Raw genomic sequence first — 26,730 nt, 5'->3', positions numbered from 1 at the left:
CGCCGGGGCCGCCCTGGCCGCCGGGACCGCGACCGCGACCGCCACGGCCGCGACCGCGACCATCGCCGCCGCCGCCCGGGCCGCCGCCGCCGGGACCGCCGCCCGGACCGCCGCGTCCGCGACCGCCCCGGTTACGGCCGTCACGGCCGTCGCGCCGGTTGCGATCGGGCGCCTGCGGGCCCGGATCGTCCATCTGCGTCAGGTCGGCGCCCGTGTAGCCGTCGGGCATGATCTCGCCCTTGTTGATCCAGCACTTCACGCCGATGCGGCCGAAGGTGGTTCTGGCCTCGTAGAAGCCGTAGTCGATGTCCGCGCGCAGCGTGTGCAGCGGGACGCGACCGTCGGAGTAGCTCTCCGTACGCGCCATCTCGGCGCCGCCGAGGCGACCGCCGACCTGGACCTTGACGCCCTTGGCGCCCGAGCGCATCGCGCTGGTGAGCGCGCGCTTCATCGCGCGCCGGAAGGCGACGCGGTTCTGCAGCTGCTCGGCGATCGACTGCGCGACGAGATTGGCGTCCAGCTCCGGACGCTTGATCTCGAGGATGTTGACCTTGACCTGCTTGTTGGTGATGCGGTGCAGGTCACGGCGCAGCGCGTCGACCTCGGAACCGGACTTGCCGATCACGATGCCGGGACGAGCGGTGTTGATGTTGACCTCGACCTCGTTCGCGTTCTTGCGAATCGTGATGTCGGAGAGGCCTGCATGTGAGAGTCGGCCGACGATGTGCTCGCGGATCGCGATGTCCTCGACCAGGTAGTCAGAGAACTGCTTCTCGTTGAACCAGTTCGACTTCCAGTCGTGGATGTAGCCCACGCGGAGCGACTCGGGATGGACTTTCTGCCCCATGGTGTCGTTACTCCTTCGGCGTGAGCAGGATCGTGAGGTGACTGGTGCGCTTGCGGATCGGCGTCGCGCGGCCCATGGCGCGCGGGCGGAAGCGCTTCAGCGTCGGGCCCTCGTCGGCGTGCGCCGCCTTGATGACGAGGTCGTCGCCGTCGAGCTCGTGGTTGTGCTCGGCGTTCGCGACGGCCGACTCGAGCAGCTTGCTCCAGTCCTTCGCGACCGCACGCGGAGCGAAGGCGAGGATGGCGCGAGCCTCCTCGACCGATCTGCCGCGGATGTGGTCGCACACCAGCCGCGCCTTGCGGGCGGAGGAGCGCACGTACTTCGCGTGCGCACGCACGACCGGGCGCTCGCCGCCGGAAGCCGGCTTCGAGGCTCTCGCGGCCGATCTTCTGGCCGCTCTTGCCGGCGCGTCGGCTCTCGCCGATCTGCTCGCCGCACGTCTACGTCTCGGAGCGTCTCTGGCCTCGGCCTCAGCGGGCTCGTCAGCCGTAGCGACGGGCTCCTCCACGGGCGTCTGCTCCGTGGCGGGCTCCGTCTCCCCGGACTCAGGGGCCCCCGTCTCGGTGGCCTCGGTCTCCGGCGTATTCGGCTCGGACGTCTCTGTTCTGTCGTTCTCGTCTGCCATTGAAATCTCTAGCGGCGCTTGCCGGTCTGGGTGTGGCCACGGTAGAGACGCGTCGGCGCGAACTCGCCGAGCTTGTGTCCCACCATGGACTCGTTGACGAAGACCGGGATGTGTCTGCGGCCGTCGTGGACCGCGATCGTGTGTCCGACCATCTCCGGGAAGATCGTCGAAGACCGAGACCAGGTCTTGATCATCTGCTTCGTGTTGGCCTGGTTCATCGATTCGATGCGCGCCATCAGGCGCTCCTCGACGAACGGACCCTTCTTGCTCGAGCGGCTCATCTGGTCGTCACCTCTAGCGCTTCTTGCCGCGGCGACGGCCACGGACGATGTAGCGGTCGGACTGCTTGCCCTTCTTGCGGGTGCGGTAGCCGAGCGTCGGCACGCCCCACGGCGTCACGGGGTGACGGCCGGGAGTCGTCGAGCCCTCGCCACCGCCGTGCGGGTGGTCCACCGGGTTCATCGCGGTACCACGCGTCTGCGGGCGCACACCGAGGTGGCGCTTGCGGCCGGCCTTGCCGATCTTGACGTTCTGGTGGTCGGCATTGCCGATCACGCCGATCGTCGCGCGGCACTCGGCGCGCACGAGCCGCATCTCGCCGGACGGCAGGCGAAGCGTCGCCATGTCGCCGTCCTTCGCGAGCAGCTGCACGGAGTTGCCGGCGGAGCGCGCGATCTGGCCACCACGGCCGGGCGTGAGCTCGACGTTGTGGATGACCGTACCGGCGGGGATCCGCTCCAGCGGGAGACAGTTGCCGATGCGGATCTCCGCCTCGGGACCGCTCACCACGACAGCGCCGACGCCCAGTCTCGCCGGGGCGAGGATGTAGCGCTTCTCGCCGTCCATGTAGTGCAGCAGCGCGATGTACGCCGAACGGTTCGGGTCGTACTCGATCTGCGCGACCTTGGCCGGCACGCCGTCCTTCAGGCGCTTGAAGTCGATCCGGCGGTAGAGCCGCTTGGCGCCGCCACCGCGGTGACGCGAGGTCTTGCGACCGTAGGAGTTACGCCCGCCCGACTTCGTCAGACCCTCGACGAGCGACTTCTCCGGCTTGCTGCGAGTGATCTCCGCGAAATCCGGATATGTGACGAAACGACGGCCGGGGCTCGTCGGCTTCGGCTTGCGAATGCCCATTACTCAGCCCCCTCCAGGCCCTGGAAGATCGGGATGGTGTCGCCCTCGCCGACCTGCACGATGGCCTTCTTCCAGCTGCGGGTGCGCCCGGAGGTGTACCCGCGCCGCTTCGGCTTGCTTCTGACCGCGACCGTGCGCACGTCGCGCACTCTCACGTCGAAGAGCTCCTCGACGGCCTGGCGGATCTGCGTCTTGTGCGCGTCCGGGTGCACGCGGAACGTGTACTTGCCGATCTCGGCGAGCACGAAGCTCTTCTCCGAGACGACCGGACGGATGATGACCTGGCTCGCGTCCATGACTACGCCGCCTCCTCCTGCGCTGTGCCGATGGCGCGCGCGGTGATCTGGGCCAGCGCGGTCTCCGAGATCAGCAGCGACGCGGCGCCGATCACGTCGGCGACGCCTGCATCCTCGACCGGGAGCACGAGCACACGCTCCATGTTGCGGAACGACAGGCCCGCGTTCGCCTCGTCGCCGTCCAGCAGGACGAGCGTCGGGCCGGACTGGCCCCAGTCGGTCAGCAGCTTGAACGCGGCCTTCGTCGACGGCGCGTCGAACGTCGTCGCGTCGAAGACGGCCAGCGAGCCACGGTCGGCCTGGACCGACAGCGCGCTGCGAAGCGCAGCGCGGCGGGCCTTGCGGTTGACCTTGAACGTGTAGTGACGCGGGGCCGGGCCGAAGACCGTGCCGCCGCCCTTCCAGATCGGCGAGCGCGAAGAGCCGGCGCGTGCGCGACCGGTGCCCTTCTGACGCCACGGCTTGGCGCCGCCGCCGCTGACCTTGCCGCGCGTCTTCGTCGCAGCGGTGCCCTGACGGAGCGCATTCAGCTCCGAGCGCACCGTCTCGTGAACGAGCGGGCCGTTGAACTTCGCGGTGAACGCCAGATCGTCGAGAACGACCTCACCGCCGCCGAGCTTGGGAGCGCTAGGCATCGGTGCGCACCTCCACCGTGCCGCCCTTCGGCCCCGGAACGGAGCCGCGGACGAGCATCAGATTGTCCTTGCTGATGATCTCGACGATCTCGAGACCCTTCTGGGTGACGCGCTTGTTGCCCATCTGGCCGGGGCCGCGGATGCCCTTCATCACGCGGGCGGGCCAGGCGGACGCACCGATCGAGCCCGGGGCGCGCACGTTGTGCGAGCCGTGGGACGAGGGGCCGCGTCTGAAGTTGTGACGCTTGATCGTGCCCTGGAAGCCCTTGCCCTTCGAGGTGCCGGCGACTCTGACGGTCTGTCCGGTCTCGAACGCCTCGACGGTGACGGTCTCGCCGACCGTCAGCTCGCCGGCCTCGTCGCGGAACTCCACCAGGTGGCGGTGCGCGGAGGCGTCGGCCTTCTTCAGGTGGCCGAGCTCGGCCTTCGTGAGCTTCTTCTCACGGCAGGCGCCGAACGCGAGCTGGACGGCTTCGTAGCCATCGCGCTCGTACGTGCGGACTGCCGTGACGGGGCACGGACCCGCCTCCAGGACGGTGACGCGCTCGACGCGCCCGTCCTCGAGGAAGCGCTGGGTCATGCCGAGCTTCTTCGCGAGAATCGCCGGCATCTCAGCTCGCCAGCCTGATCTCGATGTCGACGCCGGCGGGCAGATGGTCGAGGCGCTGAAGCGAGTCGACCGTCTTGGGCGTCGGCTGATGGATGTCGATCAGCCGCTTGTGCGTGCGGATCTCGAAGTGCTCCCGCGAATCCTTGTCCTTGAAGGGGGACCGGATGACGCAGTAGACGTTCTTCTCCGTCGGCAGCGGCACAGGCCCGGACACGGTCGCGCCGGTACGAGTCGCCGTCTCGACGATCTCCTTCGCCGCCGTCTCGATCGCTGAATGATCGTAGGACTTCAGGCGAATGCGGATCTTGTTCTGGGCCAGAGTTGCCACGTGTGCCTTTGGTTCGTTCCGTCCGGTACTTGCTGTGTTCTTACGCTTGGTCTTTTGCGCGCCGAAGGCGAGTCCCTTGGGTCATCCGGGACCCGCCCACTTGGTCGTATCGTCGACTTCGTCAGCGTGCGAGCGGCGGGACCGAGGCCCCGCCGCGATGCTGCTTGAGACTGCGTGCTACTGAATGACCTCGGTCACGACACCAGAGCCGACGGTGCGGCCACCCTCACGGATGGCGAAGCGCAGGCCCTGATCCATGGCGATCGGCTGGATCAGCTCGATCTCCATCTGGATGTTGTCGCCCGGCATGACCATCTCGACGCCCTCGGGGAGGTTCGAGACGCCGGTCACGTCGGTGGTGCGGAAGTAGAACTGCGGCCGGTAGCCGGTGAAGAACGGCGTGTGACGGCCGCCCTCTTCCTTCTTGAGGATGTACACCTCGGCCTTGAACTTCGTGTGCGGCGTGATCGAGCCCGGCTTGCAGAGGACCTGCCCGCGCTCGATGTCCTCGCGCTTGGTACCGCGCAGGAGGCAGCCGACGTTGTCGCCCGCGCGACCCTCGTCGAGGATCTTGCGGAACATCTCGACGCCGGTCACGACCGTGGTGGTCGTGTCCTTGATGCCGACGATCTCGACCGTGTCACCGGTGTTGATGATGCCCTGCTCGATGCGGCCGGTCGCGACGGTGCCGCGGCCCGTGATCGAGAAGACGTCCTCGACCGGCATCAGGAACGGCTTGTCGAGCTGACGCTCGGGCTCCGGGATGTACGTGTCCAGCGCCTCGGCGAGGTCGAGGATCTTCTGCTTGTACTCCTCGTCGCCCTCGAGCGCCTTGAGCGCCGAACCCGTGATGAACGGGATGTCGTCGCCCGGGAAGTCGTACTCGCTGAGGAGGTCACGGACCTCGACCTCGACGAGCTCCAGGAGCTCCTCGTCGTCGACCATGTCGGCCTTGTTGAGGAAGACGACGATGTACGGCACGCCGACCTGGCGGGCGAGCAGGATGTGCTCACGCGTCTGGGGCATCGGGCCGTCGGCCGCCGACACCACGAGGATCGCGCCGTCCATCTGCGCGGCGCCCGTGATCATGTTCTTGACGTAGTCGGCGTGACCCGGGCAGTCCACGTGGGCGTAGTGCCGGTTCTCCGTCTGGTACTCGACGTGCGAGGTGGCGATGGTGATCCCGCGCTCCTTCTCCTCCGGAGCGTTGTCGATCTCCGCGAAGCTGCGGGCCTCGCCGCCCATCTTCTCCGCCAGCACCGTCGTGATGGCAGCAGTCAGCGTCGTCTTGCCATGGTCGATGTGACCGATGGTGCCGACGTTGACGTGCGGCTTATCGCGCTCGAACTTCTCCTTCGCCACTTTGGGTTGCTCCTTGGAAATCGGTGTGGGGATCGCCTAGACGGGCGAACCTCGGAAATCTATCTCAGTTCAGCTTTTCGCGCCGGTTCCTACCGGCGCGCAGCCGAATTTCCCTGCTCAGGCGGCCTGCTGACCCCCGGAGCGCGCCTCGACGACCTTCTCGGCGATGTTCGGCGGGACCTCTTCGTATCTGTCGAACACCATCGTGTAGGTCGCGCGGCCCTGCGTGTTGGAGCGCACGTCGGTCGCGTAGCCGAACATCTCGGAGAGCGGGACTCTCGCCGTGACGACCTGCGCGTTGCCGCGGGGCTCCATGCCCTCGACGCGGCCGCGGCGGCGGTTGAGGTCGCCGATCACGTCGCCCATGAACTCCTCGGGCGTGACGACCTCGACGGCGAAGATCGGCTCGAGCAGCACCGGCTTGGCGCGGCGCGCGGCTTCCTTCATCGCGAGCGAGCCGGCGACCTTGAACGCGATCTCCGAGGAGTCCGTGTCGTGGTACTTGCCGTCCGTGAGAGTGATCTTGATGTCGACCATCGGGTAGCCGGCCTTGACGCCGGTGTCGAGCGATTCCTCGACGCCTCTCTGCACCGCCGGAATGAACTCCGACGGGATCGAGCCACCCTTGATTCTGTTGACGAACTCGAAGCCCTCGCCGGGGTTCGGCTCGATGTCGACGTAGACGATGCCGTACTGGCCCGAGCCGCCGGTCTGACGGACGAAGCGCCCCTCGACTCTGGTGGCGGTGCCGCGCACGGTCTCGCGGTAGGAGACCTGCGGGCGGCCGACGTTGGCCTCGACTCTGTACTCGCGCAGCATGCGGTCGACGAGCACCTCGAGGTGCAGCTCGCCCATGCCGGAGATCTCGGTCTGCCCGGTCTCCTCGTTGGTGCGGACCTGGAAGGTCGGGTCCTCCTCGGCCAGGCGGCCGAGGGCGACGCCCATCTTCTCCTGGTCGACCTTCGTCTTCGGCTCGATCGCGACCTTGATGACCGGTTCCGGGAAGTCGATCATCTCGAGCTTGATCGGCTTGTCGACGGCGGCCAGCGTGTCACCGGTGGTGACCTGCTTGATGCCGACGGCAGCGGCGATGTCGCCGGCCGAGACGTCCGTCAGGTCGACCCGCTCGTTGGCGTGCATCTCGAGGATGCGGCCGATCCGCTCGGAGCGGCCCGTGGAGACGTTCAGGACCTTCGAGCCCGCCTCGAGCTTGCCCGAGTAGACGCGGAAGTAGGTCAGCTTGCCGACGTACGGGTCGGCGGCGATCTTGAACGCGAGCGCCGAGAACGGCGCGTCGTCGGACGCTTCACGCGTGGCCGCGCGGCCCTCGTCGTCGCCGCGGACGGGCTCGATGCCCTCCACCGGCGGCACGTCGAGCGGCGACGGCAGGTAGGCGACGATCGCGTCGAGCAGCGGCTGGACGCCCTTGTTCTTGAACGAAGAGCCGCACAGCACCGGCGTCAGCGACAGGTCCAGCGTCGCCTTGCGGATCGCGGCCTTGATCAGCGGGACCGGGATCTCGGCCTCCTCGAGGATCAGCTCGACCAGCTCGTCGTCGGCCTTCGACAGCTCCTCGAGCAGGAACTCGCGAGCGGCGGCGGCTCTGTCGGCGAGCTCGGCCGGGATCGCGACGACCTCGTGCTCCTTGCCGAGATCGTCGAGATAGATGATCGCGTGGTTCTCGACCAGGTCGATGATGCCCTTGAGGTCCGACTCCGCGCCGATCGGCAGCTGGATCGGGACCGGGTGGGCGCCGAGGCGGTCGATCATCGTCTGCACGCCGGCTTCGAAGTCGGCGCCGATGCGGTCCATCTTGTTGATGTAGGCGATGCGCGGCACGTGGTACTTGTCGGCCTGACGCCAGACGTTCTCCGACTGCGGCTCGACGCCGGCGACGGAGTCGAAGACCGCGACCGCGCCATCGAGGACGCGCAGCGAGCGCTCGACCTCGACGGTGAAGTCGACGTGACCGGGCGTGTCGATGATGTTGATGCGGTGGTTGTCCCACTCACAAGCAGTCGCGGCGGAGGTGATCGTGATGCCACGCTCCTGCTCCTGCTCCATCCAGTCCATCGTCGCAGCACCCTCGTGCACCTCGCCGAGCTTGTGCGTACGGCCCGTGTAGAACAGGATGCGCTCGGTCGTGGTGGTCTTGCCGGCGTCGATGTGCGCCATGATCCCGATGTTTCGGGTCTTTTCGAGGGCGTACTTGCGTGGCATGGGCTCGGTCTCTAGCTCGCGGTCTGGTCGTCGACGATAGGCACAAAAATGGCCCCAGCGGGGCCCGGTCCTGACTGAAATGTCGTCCCGGGTTCGTGCGTTAGATCGTCGAGGTCTCCATGGGTCGGTACCTCCAGCGACGGTGGGCGCGCAGTTGCGCGCGCCTTCCGGGAGGCGGCGAAGGAATATAGCAAAGGCGCGCCGATCATTCCGGCTCCTGCGGGGAATCGGCCCTCGCGGGCCGTCCTCCGAGTGGTTCGGACGCCGAACGACCGACTCGAGGTCCGGGCGCCGCGCGTCGTGGCGTCGTCGTCGCCGCCCGCGCCCCAGCCAGAAGCGCGAGCGAGCGTTAACGACGACGCGCCGCTGTCGACAGCGGCGCGCGGATGAGCCGGAAGCTCGGAGGGGCGTTCTACCAGCGGTAGTGCGCGAAGGCCTTGTTGGCCTGCGCCATGCGGTAGATGTCGTCCTTGCGCTTGAACGCGCCGCCCTGCTGCGACTGGGCGTCGAGCAGCTCGTTGGCGAGACGCTGCGCCATCGTCTTCTCGCGACGCTGACGGGCGAACAGGACGAGCCAGCGGACCGCAAGAGTCCTCGCACGGCGCGGCTGCACCTCGACGGGGACCTGGTACGTGGCACCGCCGACACGGCGGGAGCGGACCTCGAGCGAAGGCGTGAGCGCCTTCAGCGACGCCTCGAGCGCCTCGAGCGGGTCTCTGCCGGAGCGCTCGGCGAGGATCGCCAGCGCGTCATAGACGATCGTCTCGGCGGTCGACTTCTTGCCGTCCAGCATCACCTTGTTGATGACCTGCTGGACAAGGCGAGAGCGGTGGACGGCGTCCGGCTCGACGGGCCGGATGGATGCTGCTGCGCGGCGCGGCATTACTTCGCCTTCACGCCGTACTGGGAACGGGCCTTCTTGCGGTCGCTGACGCCGGCGGCGTCGAGCGTCCCGCGGACCACCTTGTAGCGCACACCCGGGAGATCCTTGACGCGGCCTCCGCGGACGAGCACGACGGAGTGCTCCTGAAGATTGTGACCCTCACCGGGGATGTAGACGGTGACTTCCATCCCGTGGGTCAGCCGGACACGAGCAACCTTGCGGAGGGCCGAGTTCGGCTTCTTCGGCGTGGTGGTGTACACACGCGTGCAGACGCCGCGACGCTGAGGCGCGGCGACCTTGGTCTTGCGGCCTCTGCCGGACTTGAGGCCCGGCGTAGCGAGCTTCTTCTTCGGCGTCTTGCGGCCCTTGCGAACGAGTTGGCTGGTAGTCGGCATGTGGCGGGGAATGCTATCAGCGTCGGCGGGATCGCAGCAGCTACACCGCATGCAGCGATCCGAGCGCCTCTTCGAGGGGCACGTACGGGACGCCCACAGCATCCGCCACCGGAGCATATGTGACCTTGCCGCCGACGACGTTGACGCCTGGCTTCAATCCGGGATTGTCCTGCACAGCGCGGACGACTCCGCTGCCCGCGAGCTGCAGGACGTACGGCATCGTCGCGTTCGTGAGCGCGTAGGTCGACGTGATCGGAACGGCCCCCGGCATGTTCGCGACGCAGTAGTGCGTGATCCCGTCGACCTCGTAGGTGGGGTCGGTGTGGGTCGTCGGTCTGGAGGTCTCGAAGCAGCCGCCCTGGTCGATCGAGACGTCGACGAGCACCGCGTTGGGCTTCATCAGCGCCAGCTGTCTGCGCGTGATCACGTGCGGCGCCTTCGCGCCGTGGACGAGCACCGCGCCGATCACGAGGTCGACGTCCGGCAGCCGCTCCTCGATCGCGAGCGTCGTCGCGAAGCAGGTGTCGGCGCGGCCGTTGAAGGCGACGTCGAGCTCGCGCAGGCGGTCGATGTTGCGGTCGAAGACGAACACCGTCGCCTCCATCCCGATCGCGATCAGCGCCGCGCGCATGCCGACGACGCCGCCGCCGATCACCATCACGTTCGCCGCCGCGACGCCGGGCACGCCGCCGAGCAGGATCCCGCGCCCCCCGAGCGGCTTCTCGAGCATGAACGCGCCGGCCTGCGTCGCGATCTTGCCCGCGACCTCGCTCATCGGCGCCAGCAGCGGCAGCCGCCCGCGCGCGTCCTCGACCGTCTCGTAGGCGATGCAGGTGGCGCCGGAGGCCATCAGGCCGTGCGTCAGCTCCGGCGCCGGCGCGAGGTGCAGGTAGGTGAACAGCAGGTGGTGCGCTCTCAGCCGCGCGACCTCCTCGGGCTGCGGCTCCTTGACCTTCACGATCATCTCGGCCTGCGCGAAGACGGCGTCGGCGTCCGGCACGATATGGGCGCCCTGGGCGGCATAGTCGGTGTCCGCGATCGCGGAGCCCTCCCCCGCGCCGTGCTGCACGAGCACCTCGTGGCCGGCGTCGACGAGCTCGCGCACGCCCGCGGGCGTCAGCGCGACGCGATACTCGTCGGTCTTGATCTCGGTGGGGACTCCTACCTTCATCGCACCAGCTCCCGTCCTCGCAGTGCCAGCCAAAACTCGATCCGGTCGCGTGCGCTGCCCATGCTGCGGCCGGTCAGCTCCTCGACGCGCCTGATGCGGTAGCGGAGCGTGTGACGGTGGCAGTAGAGCCGTCTGGCGGCCCGCTCCCACTGCCCGTTCTCCTCGATGAACGCCTCCAGCGAGCGCATCAGCTCGCCGCCGTAGGCGCCCTCGCTCTCCTCGATCGGGCCGAGGATCGAGTCGCAGAACAGCCTCAGCGCGTCGTCGTCCTGCAGCGACAGCAGCAGCTGGAAGGAGCCGAGGTCGCGGTAGGTCGCGATCGTCGTGCGCACCGGCGAGCCGTCGGCGGTGGTGTCGGAGCCGGCGCCGTTGGCCGCGCCGCTGGGCTGCGCGAGCGCGAGCGCCTCCAGTGCGCAGCGCGCCTCGTGGAAGGCGCGGCGCGCCTCCGCGCCCGGCACAGCGCGGCCGACGCCGATCCGCAGCGGCGCGCCGAGCGCCCGCGTCGCACGCTCGCCGATCCTGTTCGCGAGCGCGAACAGCTCCTCCTCGTCCATCCCGGGCACGAGCGCGCCGATCAGGCCGTCGTGGATCGCGACCAGGCCGTCGGCCGCCTCGCCGCGCAGCGCGGAGGCGAGCGCGACCTCGGCCGCGGCCATCCCGCCCGCGCCGGGGCGCGCCGGCGACATCACGATCACGCCGACGCTCGTGCCGAGGCCGAACGGCTCCAGCCGCCGCGCGAGGTCGGTCCCGCTCAGCTCGCCGCTGACGATCGCCGACAGCACGTCGCCGGCGAGCCGCCGCTCGGTGTCCTCGGCGACGCGGCGGCGCAGCATCTCCAGCGCCACGATCGTGACGGCCTGGTGCAGCGTCAGGCGGTCGAACTCCGACAGCCCGCCGTTGTCCTTCGCCGCGACGAGCCATGCCTGCAGCAGCGGCACGCCGTCGGCGCCGCCGGCGCCGTCGCGCGGCCCGGAGGCGGCGACCGGCAGCGCCAGCGCGCGGCCGCCGAGCGAGCCGGCCGTCGGCGCGAAGCCGCGCCGCGCGCCGACGTCGCCCGGTGCGCCGCCGCGCGTGCGCTCGCGCAGCTCGCGCTCCAGCTCGGAGACCGTCTCCTCTTCGAGCTCGGCGCGGAACGAGCGCTGCGCCAGCAGCCCGCCGCGCGCGTCGAAGACGAGCACCGCGCCGCCGATCAGCGTCGCCAGCGCGCCGACGACCGCGTCGATCCCGCGCTCGGACAGGACGATCCGCTCGAGCCGCTCGTGCGCCGCGATCGCACGCCGCAGGATCGCGTACTGCTCGTTGACGAGGCGGCTGAAGGCGCTCTCGGTGATCGCGATGAAGGGGACGTCGTAGGGCACCTCGAACAGCGGCAGCCCGCGCTCGCGCGCCGTCTCCGCGAGCGCCTCGGGCACGTGCGTGTGCGCGAAGCCGGTGCCGAAGCCGAGGCCCGCGACGCCGTGGTCGGCGAGCCGCCGCACGAACCCGCGCTGGCGCTCGGGCGTGTCGAGCTGCAGGCCGGTGGTGAGCAGCAGCTCGCCACCCGACAGCCAAGGGGTCGGGTCCTCCAGCTCGGTGATGTGGACCCAGCGGACGGGCGCGTCGAGCGCCTCCTCGCCCGCGAGCAGTCGGATGTCGATGTCGCGAACGAGCTCGCGGACGGTCAGCACAGCAGCAGTCCTCGCCTTCTCACCCCAGCCGCAGACGGCGGCTGGCCTCTTCGAGGACGGGCCGCAGCACGCCCTCGATCTCCTCGAAATGCTGCGGCCCGGAGATCAGCGGCGGCGACAGCTGGATGACCGGGTCGCCGCGGTCGTCGGCGCGGCAGATCAGGCCGCGCCCGAACAGCTCGCCGGAGAGGAAGCCGCGCAGCAGCGTCTCGGCCTCGTCGTCGTCGAAGCTCGCCTTCGTGTCGCGGTCCTTGACCAGCTCGATCGACTGGAAGTAGCCGGCGCCGCGCACGTCGCCGACGATGGGGATGTCCCGGAGGGACTCGAGCATCTCGCGCAGCACGTGCTCGTTCTCCAGCACGTGCTCGAGGATCTGCTCCTCCTCGTAGGCGTCGATCGTCGCGAGCGCGATCGCCGCGGCGACCGGGTGGCCGGCGAACGTGAAGCCGTGCAGGAACGTCTCGGTCCCGTGCATGAACGGCTCGGCGACGCGGTCGGAGGCGATCATCGCGCCCATCGGGGCGATCGCGCCGGTGATCCCCTTCGCGGTCGTGATGATGTCCGGCAGGTAGTCGTAGCGCTGCGCGCCGAACCAGTGACCGAGGCGCCCCCACGAGCAGATCACCTCGTCGGAGATCATCAGCACGTCGAACTCGTCGCAGATCTCGCGGATCCGCTGGAAGTAGCCGTCGGGCGGCGTGAACGTGCCGCCGGCATTCTGGACCGGCTCCATGATCACGGCGGAGACCGTCTCCGGGCCCTCGAACAGGATCCGCTCGCGCACCGACTCGGCCAGCGCCGAGACCGGCATCCCCTCGGGCAGCCGGTAGACGTTCGTGTTGGGGACGTGGCAGCCGCCCGGTGTGAGCGGCTCGAACGGGACGCGCATCGGCGTGATGCCGGTCGCCGACAACGCGCCCATCGGGGTGCCGTGGTAAGCGACCTCGCGCGCGATCACCTTCGTCTTGTTCGGATTGCCCGTCAGCTTGTGGTACTGCCGGGCGAGCTTCAGCGCCGACTCGACCGCCTCGCCGCCGCCGCTGGTGAAGAAGACGCGGTTGAGGTCCCCGGGCGTCTTCGACGCGACGCGCGCCGCCAGTTCGATCGCGCGCGGGTGCGCGTAGGACCAGGTCGAGTAGAAGTCGAGCTCCTTGGCCTGGTCGGCGCCCGCCTGCGCGATGTCGGCGCGGCCGTGGCCGAGGTTGGAGCAGAACAGCGCGGAGAGGCCGTCGAAGTAGCGCTTGCCGTGCTCGTCCCAGACGTAGACGCCCTCGCCTCTGACGATGATCGGCACGTCGCTGTCGGCGTAGGCGCCCATGCGCGTGAAGTGCATCCAGAGATGGCGCTTGGCCTGCTCCTGGAGCGTCGCCGCAGTGCCGCTGCCTGCGCCAGCTGTCGTCGCCATCTGTGGATCAGCCTCCCAAGCGGATAGAGCGTTTCGCCACCACGTACAGCGCCACTTCGTACAAAGGTACTCCGCAGCGCGGCCGGGGAGGAGTCCGGCTGGACGATTCGTTCGATGGCGGCTCGGCTACCGCCGAGCCGCGCGACTCAGCCTGGCTCAGGCGGCGGCGGGCTGCGCGGCGCGCACGGGCGCGGGCGTCAGCGCGGCGGCGATGATCACGAGCAGGAACGCGATCGCCTGCACGACGATCCCGAGCGCGTCGCCCGGCAGCGGGTCGCCGAAGACGATGATGCCGCCGGCGATGCCGGAGACGTTGGCGGCGGTGCCGGTGAAGGCGATCACGGGGACCGCCTCGCCCTCCTGCAGCGCCTTCGCAGAGGCGTAGAAGGCCGCGACCGAGGCAGCGATCGCGACGCCGGTCCACGGCGTCGTCAGCAGCGCCAGCACCCCGTCGTCGGCGACGAGGCCGGTGAGCGCCTTCAGCGCGACGTCGGAGACGCCGAACAGCAGGCCCGCGGCGGCGGCGAGCATCACGCCGTGATGATGGTCCGGCGCGCCGATCCGCTTGCCCATCACGAGCAGGCCGCCGACGGCGACGAGACCGGCCTCGAAGGCGATCATGCCGGGCAGCGAGAACTGCGACTGCGGGTTGTGGACGGCCGGCAGCGTGATCCCGAGCAGCACCAGGCCGAGGGCGGTGAAGCCGAGCCCGAGCCACTGACGCGGCCCGACCTTGAAGCCGAAGATCCGCTCCGCCATCACGGCGAGCATCACGACGCCGCCGGCGAGCACGACCTGCACGACCGACATCGGCGCCACGGCGAGCGCGGCGACGTGGAAGACCCAGGCGCAGACGGCGACGCCCATGCCGACCGCGAACCAGCGCGAGCTGAACAGGCCGACGGCCGATCTGACCGGATGGCGGACGTGCACGGTGGGCGCAGCGCAAGCGCCGCGATGCTTGTAGAGGAACGCCAGGTTCGTCGTAAAAGCGCAGATCAGCGCAAGCAGGATGCCAAGATAAATCGTCATAAATCGAAATGAGGCTGCACTCTCAGCAGCCGGTACTTCGAACCGGTCGGATTGTCCTCAGACAGCGTGTTCGGCAGCCTGAGGCCGTCTCTTGAGTCTCGCCCCCGAAGAAGGGAAGCAGAGTACTGCCTGCAGGTTAACGCCAGATTGGGGAGAGTTTCCCCCACGCCATGCTCCAGATGGAGAAAGGTTCGGCCGGACCTCGCGATCCCCTGCGCCAGCTGTCCGAGAACCGGCGATTCGCACTCGAGGTTCGCATGCTGACCGACACGCAAACGGCCGCCCCGAAGGGCGGCCGTCGTGCACCGCTGCCGCGCCGGCAAGAGCCGGCGCGTTCACGTCCGTCTGCCTAGCTTCTGTCCTCGGGGACGTCAAGCTCGGCCAGTTCCTCGGCGAAGCCGTGCGAGCCGCCGCCGTTGCCGATCTCCTCGAGATCGGCGAGGTCGGCCTCGATGCCGGACGGGCCGAAGCCCTGCAGCGCCTCACCGTCGGTGAGGCCCAGCTCGGCCGCCAGCTCGTCGTGGTCGAGCAGGCCGACGTCGTCCATGCCGCGGGGAAGCGGCTCGGCCGGCTCGATCTCGATGCGACGGTAGCGCTTGAGGCCCGTCGCGGCCGGGATCAGCTTGCCGATGATCACGTTCTCCTTGAGACCGTTGAGGCGATCGATCTTGCCCTCGAGCGCCGCATCGGTCAGGACCTTCGTGGTCTCCTGGAAGGAGGCCGCCGAGAGGAAGGAGTCGGTGTTCAGCGACGCCTTCGTGATGCCGAGGATGATCTCCTCGGCCTGCGCCGGCTCGCCGCCCGCGTCCATCACGGCCTGGTTGATTCTCGCGTAGTCGTGACGGTCGACGAAGACGCCCGGGAGGAGGTCCGTGTCGCCCTTCTGATCGACGCGCACCTTCTTGAGCATCTGACGCACGATCAGCTCGATGTGCTTGTCGTTGATGTCCACGCCCTGCGACTTGTAGACCTCCTGGACCTCCTTGACGAGGTACAGCTCGGTCTCGGTGCGGCCGCGGATCGCGAGCAGCTCGTGCGGGTACAGCGACCCCTCGTTGAGCTGCTTGCCCGGCTCGACCTTCTCGCCGCGCTCGACGTGCAGGCGCGTGCGACGCGGGAACGTGTGACGGTGCTCGTCGCCGCCGTCGTCGGTGATGACGACGGTGAGCGCCTTGTCCGTCTCCTCGATGTCCGCGACGCCGCCGACCTCGGCGATCTTCGCGAGGCCCTTCGGCTTGCGCGCCTCGAACAGCTCCACGACACGCGGCAGGCCGTGCGTGATGTCCGCGCCGGCGACGCCGCCGGTGTGGAACGTGCGCATCGTCAGCTGCGTGCCCGGCTCGCCGATCGACTGCGCGGCGATGATGCCGACCGCGTCGCCGATCTGCGCCGTGTTGCCGGTCGCCATCGCGCGGCCGTAGCAGGCCTGGCAGACGCCCGTGGGCGCCTCGCACTTCAGCACCGAGCGGACGGGGATCTTGCGATCCTCCTCGCCGTAGGCCTCGAGCAGCGCCGCGAAGTCGGCGCGGTTCATCTCGACGCCCTTCTGCACGACGACGGTCTTTCTCGGGCCGAGGTCCTTCGCCGCGACGCGGCCGACGAGGTTGTCGTTCGGCTCGCCGCCGGCCTTGTACAGGTCCAGCTCGACGTACTCCTCGGTGCCGCAGTCCTCCTGGCGGATGATGACGTCCTGCGCGACGTCGACCAGACGGCGCGTCAGGTAGCCGGAGTCCGCGGTACGGAGGGCCGTGTCGGCGAGGCCCTTGCGGGCGCCGTGGGTGGAGGTGAAGTACTCGATCACGTCGAGGCCTTCCATGAAGTTCGCCTTCACGGGCCGCTCGATGATCTCGCCCTTCGGGTTGGCCATCAGGCCGCGCATGCCGGCGAGCTGGCGGATCTGCTTCATCGATCCGCGGGCACCCGAGTTGGCCATCATGAAGATGGGGTTCAACTCGTTGAAGTGCTTCTCCATCGCCTGCGCGACTTCCTCCGTGGCCGACGTCCACTGGTCGACGACCGCGTCCTTGCGCTCCTCTTCCGTGATCAGGCCCGTGTCGTACTGGTCCTGGATCTCGGCGACCTGGTCCTCGTACTTGCCGAGGATCTCGGGCTTGTCCGGCGGGATCACGACGTCGTTCTTGGAGACGGTGATGCCGGCCTGCGTCGCGTACTTGAAGCCGAGGTCCTTGAACGCGTCGAGGACCTGCGAGATCGTCGCCGCGCCGTACGCCTGCACGAGGTCGTCGACGAACTGCGTCGTGTCGCGCTTCTTCATCGAGCGGTTGACGAACTCGTAGCTCGACGGGTCGTAGTCCGCGCCCAGCGTCTCGCGGATCGAGCGCTCGATCTTGTCGTTGTAGATGATGCGGCCGACGGTCGTGAGGATGTGACCGCCCGCACGGCCGACCGGGCGGAACTCGGCGAGGTCGTGCAGTCTCGTGACGCCGTGCTCGTAGGACCACTCCGCCTCCTGCGCGGTGCGGTACACGTGCGGACGCGGCGAGGCGGTCGACGGGTCGATCTTCGACAGCTCGTCCTCCTCGGGCCCGTACGTGAGGTAGTACGCACCGAGGATCATGTCCTGCGTCGGCGTCGCGAGCGGCGCGCCGTGCGCCGGCGAGAGGATGTTGTTCGCCGACAGCATCAGGATGCGGGCCTCGGCCTGCGCCTCCGCGGAGAGCGGCAGGTGGACGGCCATCTGGTCGCCGTCGAAGTCGGCGTTGAACGCGTGACAGACGAGCGGGTGGACCTGGATCGCCTTGCCCTCGACGAGCTGCGGCTCGAACGCCTGGATGCCGAGGCGGTGGAGCGTGGGCGCGCGGTTGAGCAGCACGGGGTGCTCTGCGATGACCTCCTCGAGCACGTCCCAGACCTCCGGGATCATCGAGTCGACCATCTTCTTGGCCGCCTTGATGTTCTGCGCCGCCTTGCGCTCGACCAGCCGCGCCATGATGAACGGCTTGAACAGCTCGAGCGCCATCAGCTTCGGCAGGCCGCACTGGTGCAGCTTCAGCGACGGGCCCGACACGATCACCGAACGGCCGGAGTAGTCGACGCGCTTGCCGAGCAGGTTCTGGCGGAAGCGGCCCTGCTTGCCCTTGAGCATGTCGGACAGCGACTTCAGCGGACGGTTGCCCGGGCCCGTGACGGGCCGGCCGCGGCGGCCGTTGTCGAACAGCGCGTCGACGGCCTCCTGCAGCATCCGCTTCTCGTTGTTGACGATGATCTCCGGCGCGCCGAGGTCGAGCAGCCGCTTGAGGCGGTTGTTGCGGTTGATGACGCGGCGGTAGAGGTCGTTGAGGTCCGACGTCGCGAAACGGCCGCCGTCGAGCTGGACCATCGGGCGCAGCTCCGGCGGGATCACCGGGACGGCCTCGAGGATCATCATCTCCGGGCGGTTGCCCGAGACGAGGAACGCCGAGACGACCTTCAGGCGCTTGACCGAACGGCTCTGCTTCTGCCCCTTGGCGGTCTTGACGAGCTCCTGCAGCTCGTCTCTCTCCTCCTCGAGGTTGACCTGCTCGAGCAGGTCGCGCACGGACTCCGCGCCCATGCCGCCGCGGAAGTACTCGCCGAAGCCGAACGGGCTGCCGAAGCGGTCCTTCAGCTCGCGGAAGAGCGTCTCGTCGTTGACGACGTCCTTGGGCTTCATCGACTGGAACAGGTCCCACACCTGGCGCATGCGCTCGGCCGCGTCCTCGATGTAGGCGTCCGTGTCCTCGATGTCCGCCGTGAACGTTCTGCGCAGCTCTCTGAGCAGCTTCTCGCGCTCTTCGTCGGACAGTCTCGCGACCGTGATGTCGAGCGACTCCGCCCACATCTCGTCTTCGTCGTTGAACTGGTTGGACTGTCTGCCGGTCTCGAGGAACTCGACGCGGCGCTCGAGCGACTCTCTCAGCTCCAGCAGCCGCTCCTCCTTCTCGGCCGCGTAGGAGTCGAGCACCTTGTTGACCTCGTCCTGCAGCGTGTCGAGGTCGCGCTCGCGCGCCTCGTCATCGATCCAGGTGACGATCGAGGCGGCGAAGTAGAGGACCTTCTCCAGCTCCTTCGGCGCCATGTCCAGCAGGTAGCCGATGCGCGACGGGACGCCCTTGAAGAACCAGATGTGCGAGACCGGAGCGGCCAGGTCGATGTGACCCATCCGCTCGCGGCGCACCTTGGAGCGGGTGACCTCGACGCCGCAGCGCTCGCAGACGATGCCCTTGTAGCGGACGCGCTTGTACTTGCCGCAGTAGCACTCCCAGTCCTTCGTCGGACCGAAGATGCGCTCGCAGAAGAGGCCGTCCTTCTCCGGCTTCAGCGTGCGGTAGTTGATCGTCTCGGGCTTCGTGACCTCGCCGGAGCTCCAAGAGCGGATCTGCTTGGAGGAGGCGAGACCGATCTCGATGGCGTCGAAGTTGTTGATATCGATCATGCGGTCTCCGAACCGTCGTCGTCCTGAATGTCGTCATCGCCCTCGGCGACGGGAGCGAGCTCCTCGTCGAGCGCGGGCTCCGCCGCGGCCTCGGGGGCCGCGTCGGTGTCGTCCTCTGTCTCGGTGCCCTCGTCGGCCGCCTGGCCGTCGGTGGCACGCACGCCGGAGAGGTCGATGCCGAGCTCCTCGGCAGCGCGCAGGAGGTCGTCGTCCTCCTCGCGCATCTCCGCGCGGGTGCCTTCCTCGGAGACGACGTTGACGTCGAGCGCCAGCGACTGCATCTCCTTCAGGAGCACCTTGAACGACTCCGGAATGCTCGGCTCGGCGATGTTCTCGCCCTTCACGATCGCCTCGTAGGCCTTCACGCGCCCGACCGTGTCGTCGGACTTGATCGTGAGCATCTCCTGAAGCGTGTACGCGGCGCCGTATGCCTCCAGCGCCCACACCTCCATCTCGCCGAAGCGCTGACCGCCGAACTGCGCCTTGCCGCCCAGCGGCTGCTGGGTGACGAGCGAGTACGGGCCGGTCGAACGCGCGTGGATCTTGTCGTCGACGAGGTGGTGGAGCTTCAGGATGTACATGTAGCCGACCGTGACCTGCGTCTCGAACGGCTCGCCGGTGCGGCCGTTGAAGAGCGTGAACTTGCCGCTCGCGCGGATGCCCTCGCGGTCGTCCGGCGCGGTCTTCATTCTGATCCGGCCGGTGTGCTCGTTCTGCCACTGCAGCAGGGCGTTGTCGACGTCGGCGACGGTCGCGCCGTCGAAGACGGGCGTCGAGACGTAGACGCGCGGGCGCTCGGCACCGTTCGAGTGCGCGATTCTGTACGCGTCGCTGCCGTCGTCGTACCAGCCCTCTGCGGCGGCCCACCCGAGGTGGGTCTCGAGGATCTGGCCGATGTTCATGCGCGACGGCACGCCGAGCGGGTTCAGGATCACGTCGACCGGGGAGCCGTCCTCGAGGAACGGCATGTCCTGCTCGTCGACGATCTTCGAGATGACGCCCTTGTTGCCGTGGCGGCCGGCGAGCTTGTCGCCCTCGGAGATCTTGCGCTTCTTCGCGACGAACACGCGCACGAGGTCGTTGACGCCCGGGGGCAGGTCGTCGCCGGCGTCACGCGAGAAGGTCTTGACGTCGATCACGACGCCGCCCTCGCCGTGCGGCACCTTCAGCGAGGTGTCACGGACCTCGCGCGCCTTCTCCTTGAAGATCGCGCGGATCAGCTTCTCCTCGGCCGTCAGCTCGGTCTCGCCCTTCGGCGTGACCTTGCCGACGAGCAGGTCGCCGGAGCCGACCTCGGCGCCGATGCGGACGATGCCGCGATCGTCGAGGTTGCGCAGCGACTCCTCCGAGCGGTTCGGGATGTCGCGCGTGATCTCCTCGTCGCCGAGCTTCGTCGTGCGGGCGTCGATCTCGTACTCCTCGATGTGGATCGAGGTGAGCTCGTCGTCCTTCACGAGGCGCTTGCTGAGGATGATCGCGTCCTCGAAGTTGTAGCCCTCCCACGACATGAAGGCGACGCGCAGGTTCTTGCCGAGCGCCATCTCGCCCTGGTCGGTCGAGGAACCGTCCGCCAGCACCGTGCCCTCGACGACCTGCTGGCCGTTGCGGATCAGCGGCTTGTGGTGGATCAGCGTGCCCTGGTTGGAGCGCATGAACTTCTGCAGGACGTACTCGTCCTTGCCGCCGTCCTCCGTCTCGATGACGATCTGGTCGGCGTCGACGTAGGCGATCGTGCCGGCGCGCTTGGCGACGACGACGTCGCCGGAGTCGACCGCGGCGCGGTACTCCATGCCGGTGCCGACGAGCGGCGCGTCGGTCTTCAGCAGCGGCACCGCCTGGCGCTGCATGTTGGAGCCCATCAGCGCGCGGTTGGCGTCGTCGTGCTCCAGGAACGGGATCATCGCCGTCGCGACGGACCAGATCTGCTCCGGCGAGACGTCCATCAGGTCGACCTCGTCGGGCGACGCTCTCACGTACGACCCGGCCTGCGTACGGCAGACGATGTCGCTCCCTATCAGGGTGCCGTCCTCGCTCAGCGGCGTGTTCGCCTGAGCGATCTTCGACTCCTCCTCCTGGGTGGCGTCGAGGTGGACGATCTCGTCCGTGACCCTGCCGTTCTTGACGACCAGGTACGGCGTCGTGACGAAGCCATGCTCGGAGATCTGCGCGTAGGAGGAGAGCGAGCCGATCAGGCCGATGTTCGGACCCTCGGGGGTCTCGATCGGGCACATGCGGCCGTAGTGCGTCGGGTGGACGTCGCGGACCTCGATCGGCGCGCGCTCGCGCGTCAGGCCGCCGGCGCCGAGCGCCGACAGGCGGCGGCGGTGCGTCAGGCCCGAGAGCGAGTTGTTCTGGTCCATGAACTGCGACAGCTGCGAGGAGCCGAAGAACTCCTTCAGCGCCGCGACGACCGGGCGGATGTTGACGATCGTCTGCGGCGTGATCGTGTCCGCGTCCTCGGTCGTGAGGCGCTCGCGCACGACGCGCTCCATGCGGTAGAGGCCGATCCGGAACGCTTCCTGGATCAGCTCGCCGACGGTGCGCAGGCGGCGGTTGCCGAAGTGCTCGTACTCGTCGAGGTGGTCGGCGACCGCCTCACGCGGGTAGGAGACCGCCTCGGCTGCGTAGTCTCTGATCTCGACGTCGGGCTGCTCGGGCATGCCGAGGATCCGCGGGAGCGAGACGAGCTCCTTGATCAGCGCGATGATGTCGTCGTGCGTCAGCGTGCGCGTCTCGAGGTCGATGTCGAGGCGCAGGCGCGAGTTCAGCTTGTAGCGACCGACGCGCGTGAGGTCGTAGCGCTTGGGGTCGAAGAAGAGCTGGTGCAGGAGCGCTCTCGCGGCGTCGACCGACGGCGGCTCGCCCGGGCGCTGCTTCTTGAACAGCTCGATCAGCGAACCCTCTTCGGTGCGCGTGACCTCGGTGTCGCCCTCGATCGTGTTGCGGATGTAGAGCGAGTCCTCGAACAGGTTCAGGATCTCGTCGTCGCCCGCGTAGCCCATCGCGCGCAGCAGCACCGTGACCGGCAGCTTGCGCTTGCGGTCGATGCGGACGTAGACCTTGCCCTTCTTGTCGATCTCGAGCTCGAGCCACGAGCCGCGGGCCGGCATCAGGTTCGCGATGAAGACCTGCTTCTCGCGGTCCTTCGCCTCCATCAGGTAGGCGCCCGGGGAACGGACCAGCTGCGTCACGACGACGCGCTCGGTGCCGTTGATGATGAACGTGCCGCGCTCCGTCATCCAAGGGAAGTCGCCCATGAAGACGGACTGCTCGCGGATCTCACCGGTCTCGCGGTTGACGAACGCGACGGTGACCGTGAGCGGCCGGGCGTAGGTGAGGTCCTTCTCACGGCACTCGTCGAGCGAGGCGACCGGCTCGTCGAAGGTGAACTCGCCGAACTGGACGGCGAGGTTGCCGGTGTAATCCTCGATCGGCGAGATGTCGTCGATCGTCTCGCGCAGACCGCCGGTCTCGGCGTCTGTCAGCCAGGCGAAGGACTTCTTCTGGATGTCGATGAGGTTGGGGACTTCAAGGGCCTTGGAGAGACGCGCAAACGTGCGGCGCGTCCGGGGGGCGTCAACAGGTGCCAAGACGGCAACTCCTCGGGCAGTCGAGAGGCGAGCAGAGGAAGCGCGAAAAGCGCGACCAGCGAAGATAGCACAGGCTAGCGATGCCCTGTGCGGGGCAGTCAGCGCTCACGGACCCCGCCCGGGAGATCGCGTATGTGGCGCGGTCTCGGTACTACAGGGCGGCTGCGACTATCGGCCAACGGAGGGCATTGTACCGGTGATCGCCAAATCCGGCGAATCCGGTCCGAACGGCGGTGGAACCGGCCAGCCACGCGGAGCGCGCCCCAGAACGACGACGGGCCGGTTCCAACTGGAACCGGCCCGGAAACCGTCGGTGCTGCACCGGCCCGGAGGGGCCGGCTCCAGCGCTATCTCAGCTCGACGCTCGCGCCGGCCTCTTCGAGCTCGGCCTTGAGCTTCTCGGCCTCGTCGCGCTCGATGCCCTCCTTGACGGCCTTGGGGGCCTCGTCGACGAGCGCCTTGGCCTCCTTCAGACCGAGGCCGGTCGCCGCGCGGACGACCTTGATGACCTGGATCTTCTTGTCGCCGGCGCCCGTGATGACCACGTCGACCGTCGAGGAAGCCTCCTCGGCAGCCTCGCCGCCGCCCGCGCCGCCCGCAGCCGGCGCCGCAGCGGCGACGGCCGTCGCGGACACGCCGAACTCCTCTTCGAGCGCTCTGATGCGCCCGGCCAGCTCCAGCACGGAGATGCTCTTGAGCTCCTCGATCCACTCCTGAGTGGTCGCCATGTCAGTCCTCCTTCGCGTCGGAAGCGCCGTCGGCTGCCGCCGCGTCGTCCGTCTTGTCGTCAGTGGTGGGGGTGTCGGCCTCAGCGGCCGGTGCAGCGTCGGCCTCGGCCGCCGGTGCGGCCTCGGTCTCAGCCGGTGCAGCATCGGCCGCCGCAGCGGCCTCGGTCTCGGCGGGCGCGGCGTCAGCCGCCGGCGCGGATGCGCCGCCGCCGACCAGACCCTGGTCGGCGATCGCCTGCAGCTGGATCGCAACGCCCGCGATGAGCGCGTTGAGGCCGCGTGCGAGGCCGTTGAGCGGTGCCGCGACGACGCCGACGAGCTGCTGGTAGAGCACCTCGCGCGACGGCAGTCTCGAGATCGCTCTGATCTCGTCCGGCGTCACAGGCTGCCCATCCATCAGGCCGCCCTTGAACGCCAGCACCTGCGTCTCTCTCTGCGCGTCGCTGAGCGCCTTCGCTGCAGCAGCCGCGTCGCCGCGCACGAACGCCAGCGCCGTGGGACCCGCGAGGATCTCCTTCAGCGCCTCGGCGCCGACCCGGTCGGCCGCACGCTCCGTCAGCGAGTTCTTGACGACGCTGAGCGTCGTGTCGACCTCGCGCAGTCTGGTGCGCAGGCTCGCGACCTGCGCGACTGTGATGCCGCGGTAGTCGACCGCGAAGACCGCAGAGGAAGCCTCGAGCTCCCCAGCGATCCGGTCGATCACCGCCGCCTTCTCGTCTCTGTTCATTTCAGGTCAACTTTCTCTGCTCGAAAAGCAAAACGCCCGCACAGAGGGCGGGCGTCGAGAAGGCGGGCGGCATGATGCCGCACGCTGCGTCGAAGCTCCGCCTGTCCCGGACTTATCCGTGCCGGGGGTCTCTGGCAGTGCGTCTGGAAGACGAGGCTACGCCGCGACCGGCGCCTCCCCGAGGATGTCGCGGGTCTTCGACGGGTCCACCTTGACGCCGGGGCCCATCGTCGAGGCAAGCGTGATCGATTGGATGTACTTGCCCTTCGCGGCGGAGGGCTTCGCGCGAACGAGCTCCTCCACGACGGCGGCGTAGTTCTCGAGCAGACGCTGCTCGTCGAAGCTCGACTTGCCGATCACCATGTGCACGATCGCGGTGCGATCGGTGCGGTACTCGACCTTGCCGGCCTTCGACTCGGCAACGGCTCTGGCGACGTCCATCGTGACCGTGCCGACCTTCGGGTTCGGCATCTTGCCCGACGGGCCGAGGATGCGGCCGAGACGGCCGACCACCGGCATCAGGTCCGGCGTCGCGATCGCGACGTCGAAGTCGCTGAAGCCCTCTTCGATTCTCTTCGCCAGGTCGTCGGCGCCGACGACGTCAGCGCCGGCCTCCTCGGCCTCGCGCGCCTTGTCGCCTTGTGCGAAGACGGCGACCTTGACGTCCTTGCCGAGGCCGTGCGGCAGCGCGATCGTGCCGCGCAGCTGCTCGTCCGCATGACGGACGTTCAGGCCCGTGCGAACGTGCAGCTCGACCGACTCGTCGAACTTCGAGCTCTTCAGCTCCTTGACGAGTCTGACCGCCTCGGCCGGATCGTAGTTGTGCTCGCGGTCCAGACGCTGACGCGCCTCGACGTAGGACTTTCCGTGCTTGGCCATCCTCACACCACCTCCACGCCCATCGAACGCGCCGTGCCGGCGATGATCTTCGCGGCCTGGTCGACGTCGTGTGCGTTCAGATCCTGAAGCTTCTTCTGCGCGATCTCGCGGAGCTGGTCCTGCGTGATCTGCGCGACCTTTCTCACGTGCGGCTCCGGCGAACCCTTGTCTATGCCGAGCGCCTGCTTGATCAGCACGGCGGCCGGCGGGCTCTTGAGCACGAACGTGAACGAGCGATCCTCGTAGACCGTGATCTCGACGGGGATGACCGTGCCGGTGTCCTGCTGCGTCCCGGCGTTGAACGCCTTGACGAACTCCATGATGTTGACCCCGTGCTGGCCCAGTGCAGGGCCGACCGGCGGGGCCGGGCTCGCCTGGCCACCAACGGCCTGGAGCTTGATGACTGTCAGTACCTTCTTCGCCATTTCAGATCTTCTTCACCTGGTCGAAACCGACCTCGACCGGGGTTTCACGGCCGAAGATTGATACCAGCACCTTGAGACGGGCGCCATCCTCGTTGATCTCCGAGATCTCACCCGAGAAGTCCGACAGCGGCCCGGAGACGACCTTGACGGACTCGCCGATCGCGAACTGCGCGCGGCTGCGCGGACGCTCCGCGGTCTCGCGGTGCAGCAGTCGATCGACCTCCGCCTGCGTCAGCGGAACCGGCTCGTTGGACGCCCCCACGAAGCCCGTCACGCCCGGCGTGCCCTTCACCAGCGCCCACGAATCCTCGTTGAGGTCCATGTTGACCAGCACGTAGCCCGGCATCGTGCGCTTCTCGGTGACAACTCTCTGGTTGTCCTTCATCTCGGTCACGGACTCGGTCGGAACGACGACCTGCCGCACGGCGCGTCTCTGGTTGAGCGAGACGACGCGGTGCTCGAGGTTGTGCTTGACCTTGTTCTCGTGACCGGAATAGGTGTTGACGACGTACCAGCGAAACATGTTGTCGGGGGAGATTCCTTCGGAAGGGGGCGCGAGCCGGAGCTCAGACTCAGATGATGATGTCGACGATCCGCTGCGAGACCCAGTCGGCGAGCCCGAGATAGCCGCCGGCGATCAGCACGAAGCCGATCACGACGGCCGTGGCCTGCGCGACCTGGTTGCGGTCGGGCCATTGAACGCGCTGCAGCTCGCGCCAGCTGCCACGCAGGAAGTTGATGAAACGGCCGCCGCCGCGCCTGGGCTCCGGCGAGCGGTCGCCGAAGCGCGTGGCGCCGGTGGCCTCGCCGCCGTCGCCGTCGTCGCCTCCGCCGCCGGCCGGGACGAGCGCGCCCCCGTCGTCGCGACGGGCGCTCTCGAACAGCTCTTCTGCAGTGCTGCCGCCGAGCGAGGGCTCGCTGCTGGCGTCGGCGTCGGCCAACTCGGGCCGGCCCATCGCAAGCTGCGCGTCGGCGATGTCGACTTCACCGGACGCGAATTCCGCCGGCTCGTGCTGGTGGAGAGCGTTCTCCTCGGGCAGCGCGCCGCCGTCGGCGTGCTGGGCCGAGGGGTCACCGGAACGAGAATCCCGTTCACGGCGCTGCTTCGCTCGTCTGCGATCGCGGGCCACGTCAACCTCTACACGCGGTTAGCGAGTCTCCCGATGGGCGGTATGTCTCTTGCACCAGCGGCAGTACTTTCTGAGCTGAATCCGCTCAGGGTTGTTCCGCTTGCTCTTGTTCGTCTGGTAGTTGCGCCGCTTGCACTCCTCGCACGCGAGGGTGACTGCGATGCGAACGTCTCCGCGAGCCATGGTCGTTCCAGGGTCCAGTTTCGTCGTCTCAGGGCAAGTGCCAG

Annotated in this window: 25 protein-coding genes; all 25 read right to left on the bottom strand. The window is 68.4% G+C overall.

The genetic code is table 11. The features are described from left to right. Positions 1-847 (bottom strand): 30S ribosomal protein S3 (gene rpsC, locus Q7L65_RS27210; RefSeq protein ID WP_304726587.1); only part of this gene is annotated, 847 nt, incomplete at its 3' end. Positions 848-854: 7 nt separating this feature from the next. Beyond that, on the bottom strand, positions 855-1,184 hold the full coding sequence (gene rplV, locus Q7L65_RS27205; RefSeq protein WP_304726591.1) for a 50S ribosomal protein L22: 330 nt from the start codon (positions 1,182-1,184) through the stop codon (positions 855-857). Positions 1,185-1,480: 296 nt separating this feature from the next. Continuing rightward, entirely contained in the window at positions 1,481-1,753 is a 273-nt protein-coding gene (gene rpsS / locus Q7L65_RS27200) for a 30S ribosomal protein S19 (protein ID WP_304726585.1), read from the bottom strand. Between the two features lie 13 nt (positions 1,754-1,766). Beyond that, a complete protein-coding gene (gene rplB, locus Q7L65_RS27195; RefSeq protein ID WP_304726583.1) occupies positions 1,767-2,606 on the bottom strand; it encodes a 50S ribosomal protein L2 in 840 nt (279 codons plus the stop codon). After that, complete coding sequence (gene rplW / locus Q7L65_RS27190; protein WP_304726581.1) at positions 2,606-2,902, bottom strand: 50S ribosomal protein L23; 297 nt, start codon at positions 2,900-2,902, stop codon at positions 2,606-2,608. Before rplW ends, rplB begins: the two co-directional genes overlap by 1 nt. 2 nt (positions 2,903-2,904) lie before the next feature. Continuing rightward, complete coding sequence (gene rplD, locus Q7L65_RS27185; protein WP_304726580.1) at positions 2,905-3,537, bottom strand: 50S ribosomal protein L4; 633 nt, start codon at positions 3,535-3,537, stop codon at positions 2,905-2,907. After that, positions 3,530-4,147 carry a 50S ribosomal protein L3 gene (rplC, locus tag Q7L65_RS27180; RefSeq protein WP_304726579.1) on the bottom strand — a complete coding sequence of 206 codons (618 nt, stop codon included), beginning with the start codon at positions 4,145-4,147 and terminating at the stop codon, positions 3,530-3,532. The genes rplD and rplC overlap by 8 nt, the downstream gene beginning before the upstream one ends. 1 nt (position 4,148) lies before the next feature. Then, positions 4,149-4,466, bottom strand: coding sequence for a 30S ribosomal protein S10 (rpsJ, locus tag Q7L65_RS27175; protein ID WP_041731781.1), 318 nt, complete (start codon positions 4,464-4,466; stop codon positions 4,149-4,151). Between the two features lie 186 nt (positions 4,467-4,652). After that, the gene (gene tuf, locus Q7L65_RS27170; protein ID WP_304726577.1) at positions 4,653-5,837 is read right to left on the bottom strand and encodes an elongation factor Tu; all 1,185 of its coding nucleotides are present in this window, start codon (positions 5,835-5,837) and stop codon (positions 4,653-4,655) included. Between the two features lie 117 nt (positions 5,838-5,954). Next, a complete protein-coding gene (gene fusA / locus Q7L65_RS27165; protein ID WP_304726576.1) occupies positions 5,955-8,057 on the bottom strand; it encodes an elongation factor G in 2,103 nt (700 codons plus the stop codon). Positions 8,058-8,469: 412 nt separating this feature from the next. Continuing rightward, a complete protein-coding gene (gene rpsG, locus Q7L65_RS27160; RefSeq protein ID WP_304726574.1) occupies positions 8,470-8,940 on the bottom strand; it encodes a 30S ribosomal protein S7 in 471 nt (156 codons plus the stop codon). After that, entirely contained in the window at positions 8,940-9,335 is a 396-nt protein-coding gene (rpsL, locus tag Q7L65_RS27155; protein ID WP_012932815.1) for a 30S ribosomal protein S12, read from the bottom strand. The genes rpsG and rpsL overlap by 1 nt, the downstream gene beginning before the upstream one ends. A 40-nt stretch (positions 9,336-9,375) precedes the next feature. Next, on the bottom strand, positions 9,376-10,506 hold the full coding sequence (ald, locus tag Q7L65_RS27150; RefSeq protein ID WP_304726572.1) for an alanine dehydrogenase: 1,131 nt from the start codon (positions 10,504-10,506) through the stop codon (positions 9,376-9,378). After that, the gene (locus tag Q7L65_RS27145; protein ID WP_304726570.1) at positions 10,503-12,173 is read right to left on the bottom strand and encodes a PucR family transcriptional regulator; all 1,671 of its coding nucleotides are present in this window, start codon (positions 12,171-12,173) and stop codon (positions 10,503-10,505) included. Before Q7L65_RS27145 ends, ald begins: the two co-directional genes overlap by 4 nt. Positions 12,174-12,192: 19 nt before the next feature. Beyond that, on the bottom strand, positions 12,193-13,578 hold the full coding sequence (locus tag Q7L65_RS27140; protein WP_304726568.1) for an aspartate aminotransferase family protein: 1,386 nt from the start codon (positions 13,576-13,578) through the stop codon (positions 12,193-12,195). 156 nt (positions 13,579-13,734) lie between these two features. Further along, a complete protein-coding gene (locus Q7L65_RS27135) occupies positions 13,735-14,610 on the bottom strand; it encodes a hypothetical protein (protein ID WP_304726567.1) in 876 nt (291 codons plus the stop codon). Between the two features lie 349 nt (positions 14,611-14,959). Beyond that, a complete protein-coding gene (locus Q7L65_RS27130) occupies positions 14,960-19,024 on the bottom strand; it encodes a DNA-directed RNA polymerase subunit beta' (protein WP_304726566.1) in 4,065 nt (1,354 codons plus the stop codon). Continuing rightward, positions 19,021-22,614 (bottom strand): DNA-directed RNA polymerase subunit beta, encoded by a 3,594-nt coding sequence (locus Q7L65_RS27125; protein WP_304726565.1) that lies wholly within the window; start codon positions 22,612-22,614, stop codon positions 19,021-19,023. Before Q7L65_RS27125 ends, Q7L65_RS27130 begins: the two co-directional genes overlap by 4 nt. Positions 22,615-22,961: 347 nt before the next feature. Then, a complete protein-coding gene (rplL, locus tag Q7L65_RS27120; RefSeq protein WP_304726562.1) occupies positions 22,962-23,342 on the bottom strand; it encodes a 50S ribosomal protein L7/L12 in 381 nt (126 codons plus the stop codon). A 1-nt stretch (position 23,343) separates the two neighbouring features. Beyond that, positions 23,344-24,069: a 50S ribosomal protein L10 gene (gene rplJ, locus Q7L65_RS27115; RefSeq protein ID WP_304726559.1), complete on the bottom strand. Its 726-nt coding sequence runs from the start codon at positions 24,067-24,069 to the stop codon at positions 23,344-23,346. Positions 24,070-24,225: 156 nt separating this feature from the next. Then, positions 24,226-24,948 carry a 50S ribosomal protein L1 gene (rplA, locus tag Q7L65_RS27110; RefSeq protein ID WP_304726557.1) on the bottom strand — a complete coding sequence of 241 codons (723 nt, stop codon included), beginning with the start codon at positions 24,946-24,948 and terminating at the stop codon, positions 24,226-24,228. 2 nt (positions 24,949-24,950) lie between these two features. Beyond that, positions 24,951-25,373, bottom strand: a complete 423-nt coding sequence (rplK, locus tag Q7L65_RS27105) for a 50S ribosomal protein L11 (protein WP_304726555.1) — start codon at positions 25,371-25,373, stop codon at positions 24,951-24,953. Between the two features lies 1 nt (position 25,374). Continuing rightward, entirely contained in the window at positions 25,375-25,896 is a 522-nt protein-coding gene (nusG, locus tag Q7L65_RS27100; RefSeq protein WP_304726552.1) for a transcription termination/antitermination protein NusG, read from the bottom strand. Positions 25,897-25,945: 49 nt separating this feature from the next. Next, positions 25,946-26,503 carry a preprotein translocase subunit SecE gene (secE, locus tag Q7L65_RS27095; protein ID WP_304726550.1) on the bottom strand — a complete coding sequence of 186 codons (558 nt, stop codon included), beginning with the start codon at positions 26,501-26,503 and terminating at the stop codon, positions 25,946-25,948. 18 nt (positions 26,504-26,521) lie between these two features. Beyond that, positions 26,522-26,686, bottom strand: a complete 165-nt coding sequence (gene rpmG, locus Q7L65_RS27090) for a 50S ribosomal protein L33 (protein ID WP_012932800.1) — start codon at positions 26,684-26,686, stop codon at positions 26,522-26,524. Between the last annotated feature and the right edge of the window lie 44 nt (positions 26,687-26,730).

The sequence above is a fragment of the Conexibacter sp. CPCC 206217 genome (assembly GCF_030646165.1).
In the GTDB taxonomy this organism is placed as follows: domain Bacteria; phylum Actinomycetota; class Thermoleophilia; order Solirubrobacterales; family Solirubrobacteraceae; genus Conexibacter.
This window is presented reverse-complemented; position numbering and strand designations above follow the sequence as displayed.

Excerpts from the sequence above, each read along its gene's own strand:
- rpsS (WP_304726585.1), bottom strand. The coding sequence starts at position 1,753 with ATGAGCCGCTCGAGCAAGAAGGGTCCGTTCGTCGAGGAGCGCCTGATG.
- rplB (WP_304726583.1), bottom strand. The coding sequence starts at position 2,606 with ATGGGCATTCGCAAGCCGAAGCCGACGAGCCCCGGCCGTCGTTTCGTC.
- rplW (WP_304726581.1), bottom strand. The coding sequence starts at position 2,902 with ATGGACGCGAGCCAGGTCATCATCCGTCCGGTCGTCTCGGAGAAGAGC.
- rplD (WP_304726580.1), bottom strand. The coding sequence starts at position 3,537 with ATGCCTAGCGCTCCCAAGCTCGGCGGCGGTGAGGTCGTTCTCGACGAT.
- rplC (WP_304726579.1), bottom strand. The coding sequence starts at position 4,147 with ATGCCGGCGATTCTCGCGAAGAAGCTCGGCATGACCCAGCGCTTCCTC.
- fusA (WP_304726576.1), bottom strand. The coding sequence starts at position 8,057 with ATGCCACGCAAGTACGCCCTCGAAAAGACCCGAAACATCGGGATCATG.
- rpsG (WP_304726574.1), bottom strand. The coding sequence starts at position 8,940 with ATGCCGCGCCGCGCAGCAGCATCCATCCGGCCCGTCGAGCCGGACGCC.
- rpsL (WP_012932815.1), bottom strand. The coding sequence starts at position 9,335 with ATGCCGACTACCAGCCAACTCGTTCGCAAGGGCCGCAAGACGCCGAAG.
- ald (WP_304726572.1), bottom strand. The coding sequence starts at position 10,506 with ATGAAGGTAGGAGTCCCCACCGAGATCAAGACCGACGAGTATCGCGTC.
- Q7L65_RS27140 (WP_304726568.1), bottom strand. The coding sequence starts at position 13,578 with ATGGCGACGACAGCTGGCGCAGGCAGCGGCACTGCGGCGACGCTCCAG.
- Q7L65_RS27135 (WP_304726567.1), bottom strand. The coding sequence starts at position 14,610 with ATGACGATTTATCTTGGCATCCTGCTTGCGCTGATCTGCGCTTTTACG.
- Q7L65_RS27130 (WP_304726566.1), bottom strand. The coding sequence starts at position 19,024 with ATGATCGATATCAACAACTTCGACGCCATCGAGATCGGTCTCGCCTCC.
- rplL (WP_304726562.1), bottom strand. The coding sequence starts at position 23,342 with ATGGCGACCACTCAGGAGTGGATCGAGGAGCTCAAGAGCATCTCCGTG.
- rplJ (WP_304726559.1), bottom strand. The coding sequence starts at position 24,069 with ATGAACAGAGACGAGAAGGCGGCGGTGATCGACCGGATCGCTGGGGAG.
- rplA (WP_304726557.1), bottom strand. The coding sequence starts at position 24,948 with ATGGCCAAGCACGGAAAGTCCTACGTCGAGGCGCGTCAGCGTCTGGAC.
- rplK (WP_304726555.1), bottom strand. The coding sequence starts at position 25,373 with ATGGCGAAGAAGGTACTGACAGTCATCAAGCTCCAGGCCGTTGGTGGC.
- nusG (WP_304726552.1), bottom strand. The coding sequence starts at position 25,896 with ATGTTTCGCTGGTACGTCGTCAACACCTATTCCGGTCACGAGAACAAG.
- rpmG (WP_012932800.1), bottom strand. The coding sequence starts at position 26,686 with ATGGCTCGCGGAGACGTTCGCATCGCAGTCACCCTCGCGTGCGAGGAG.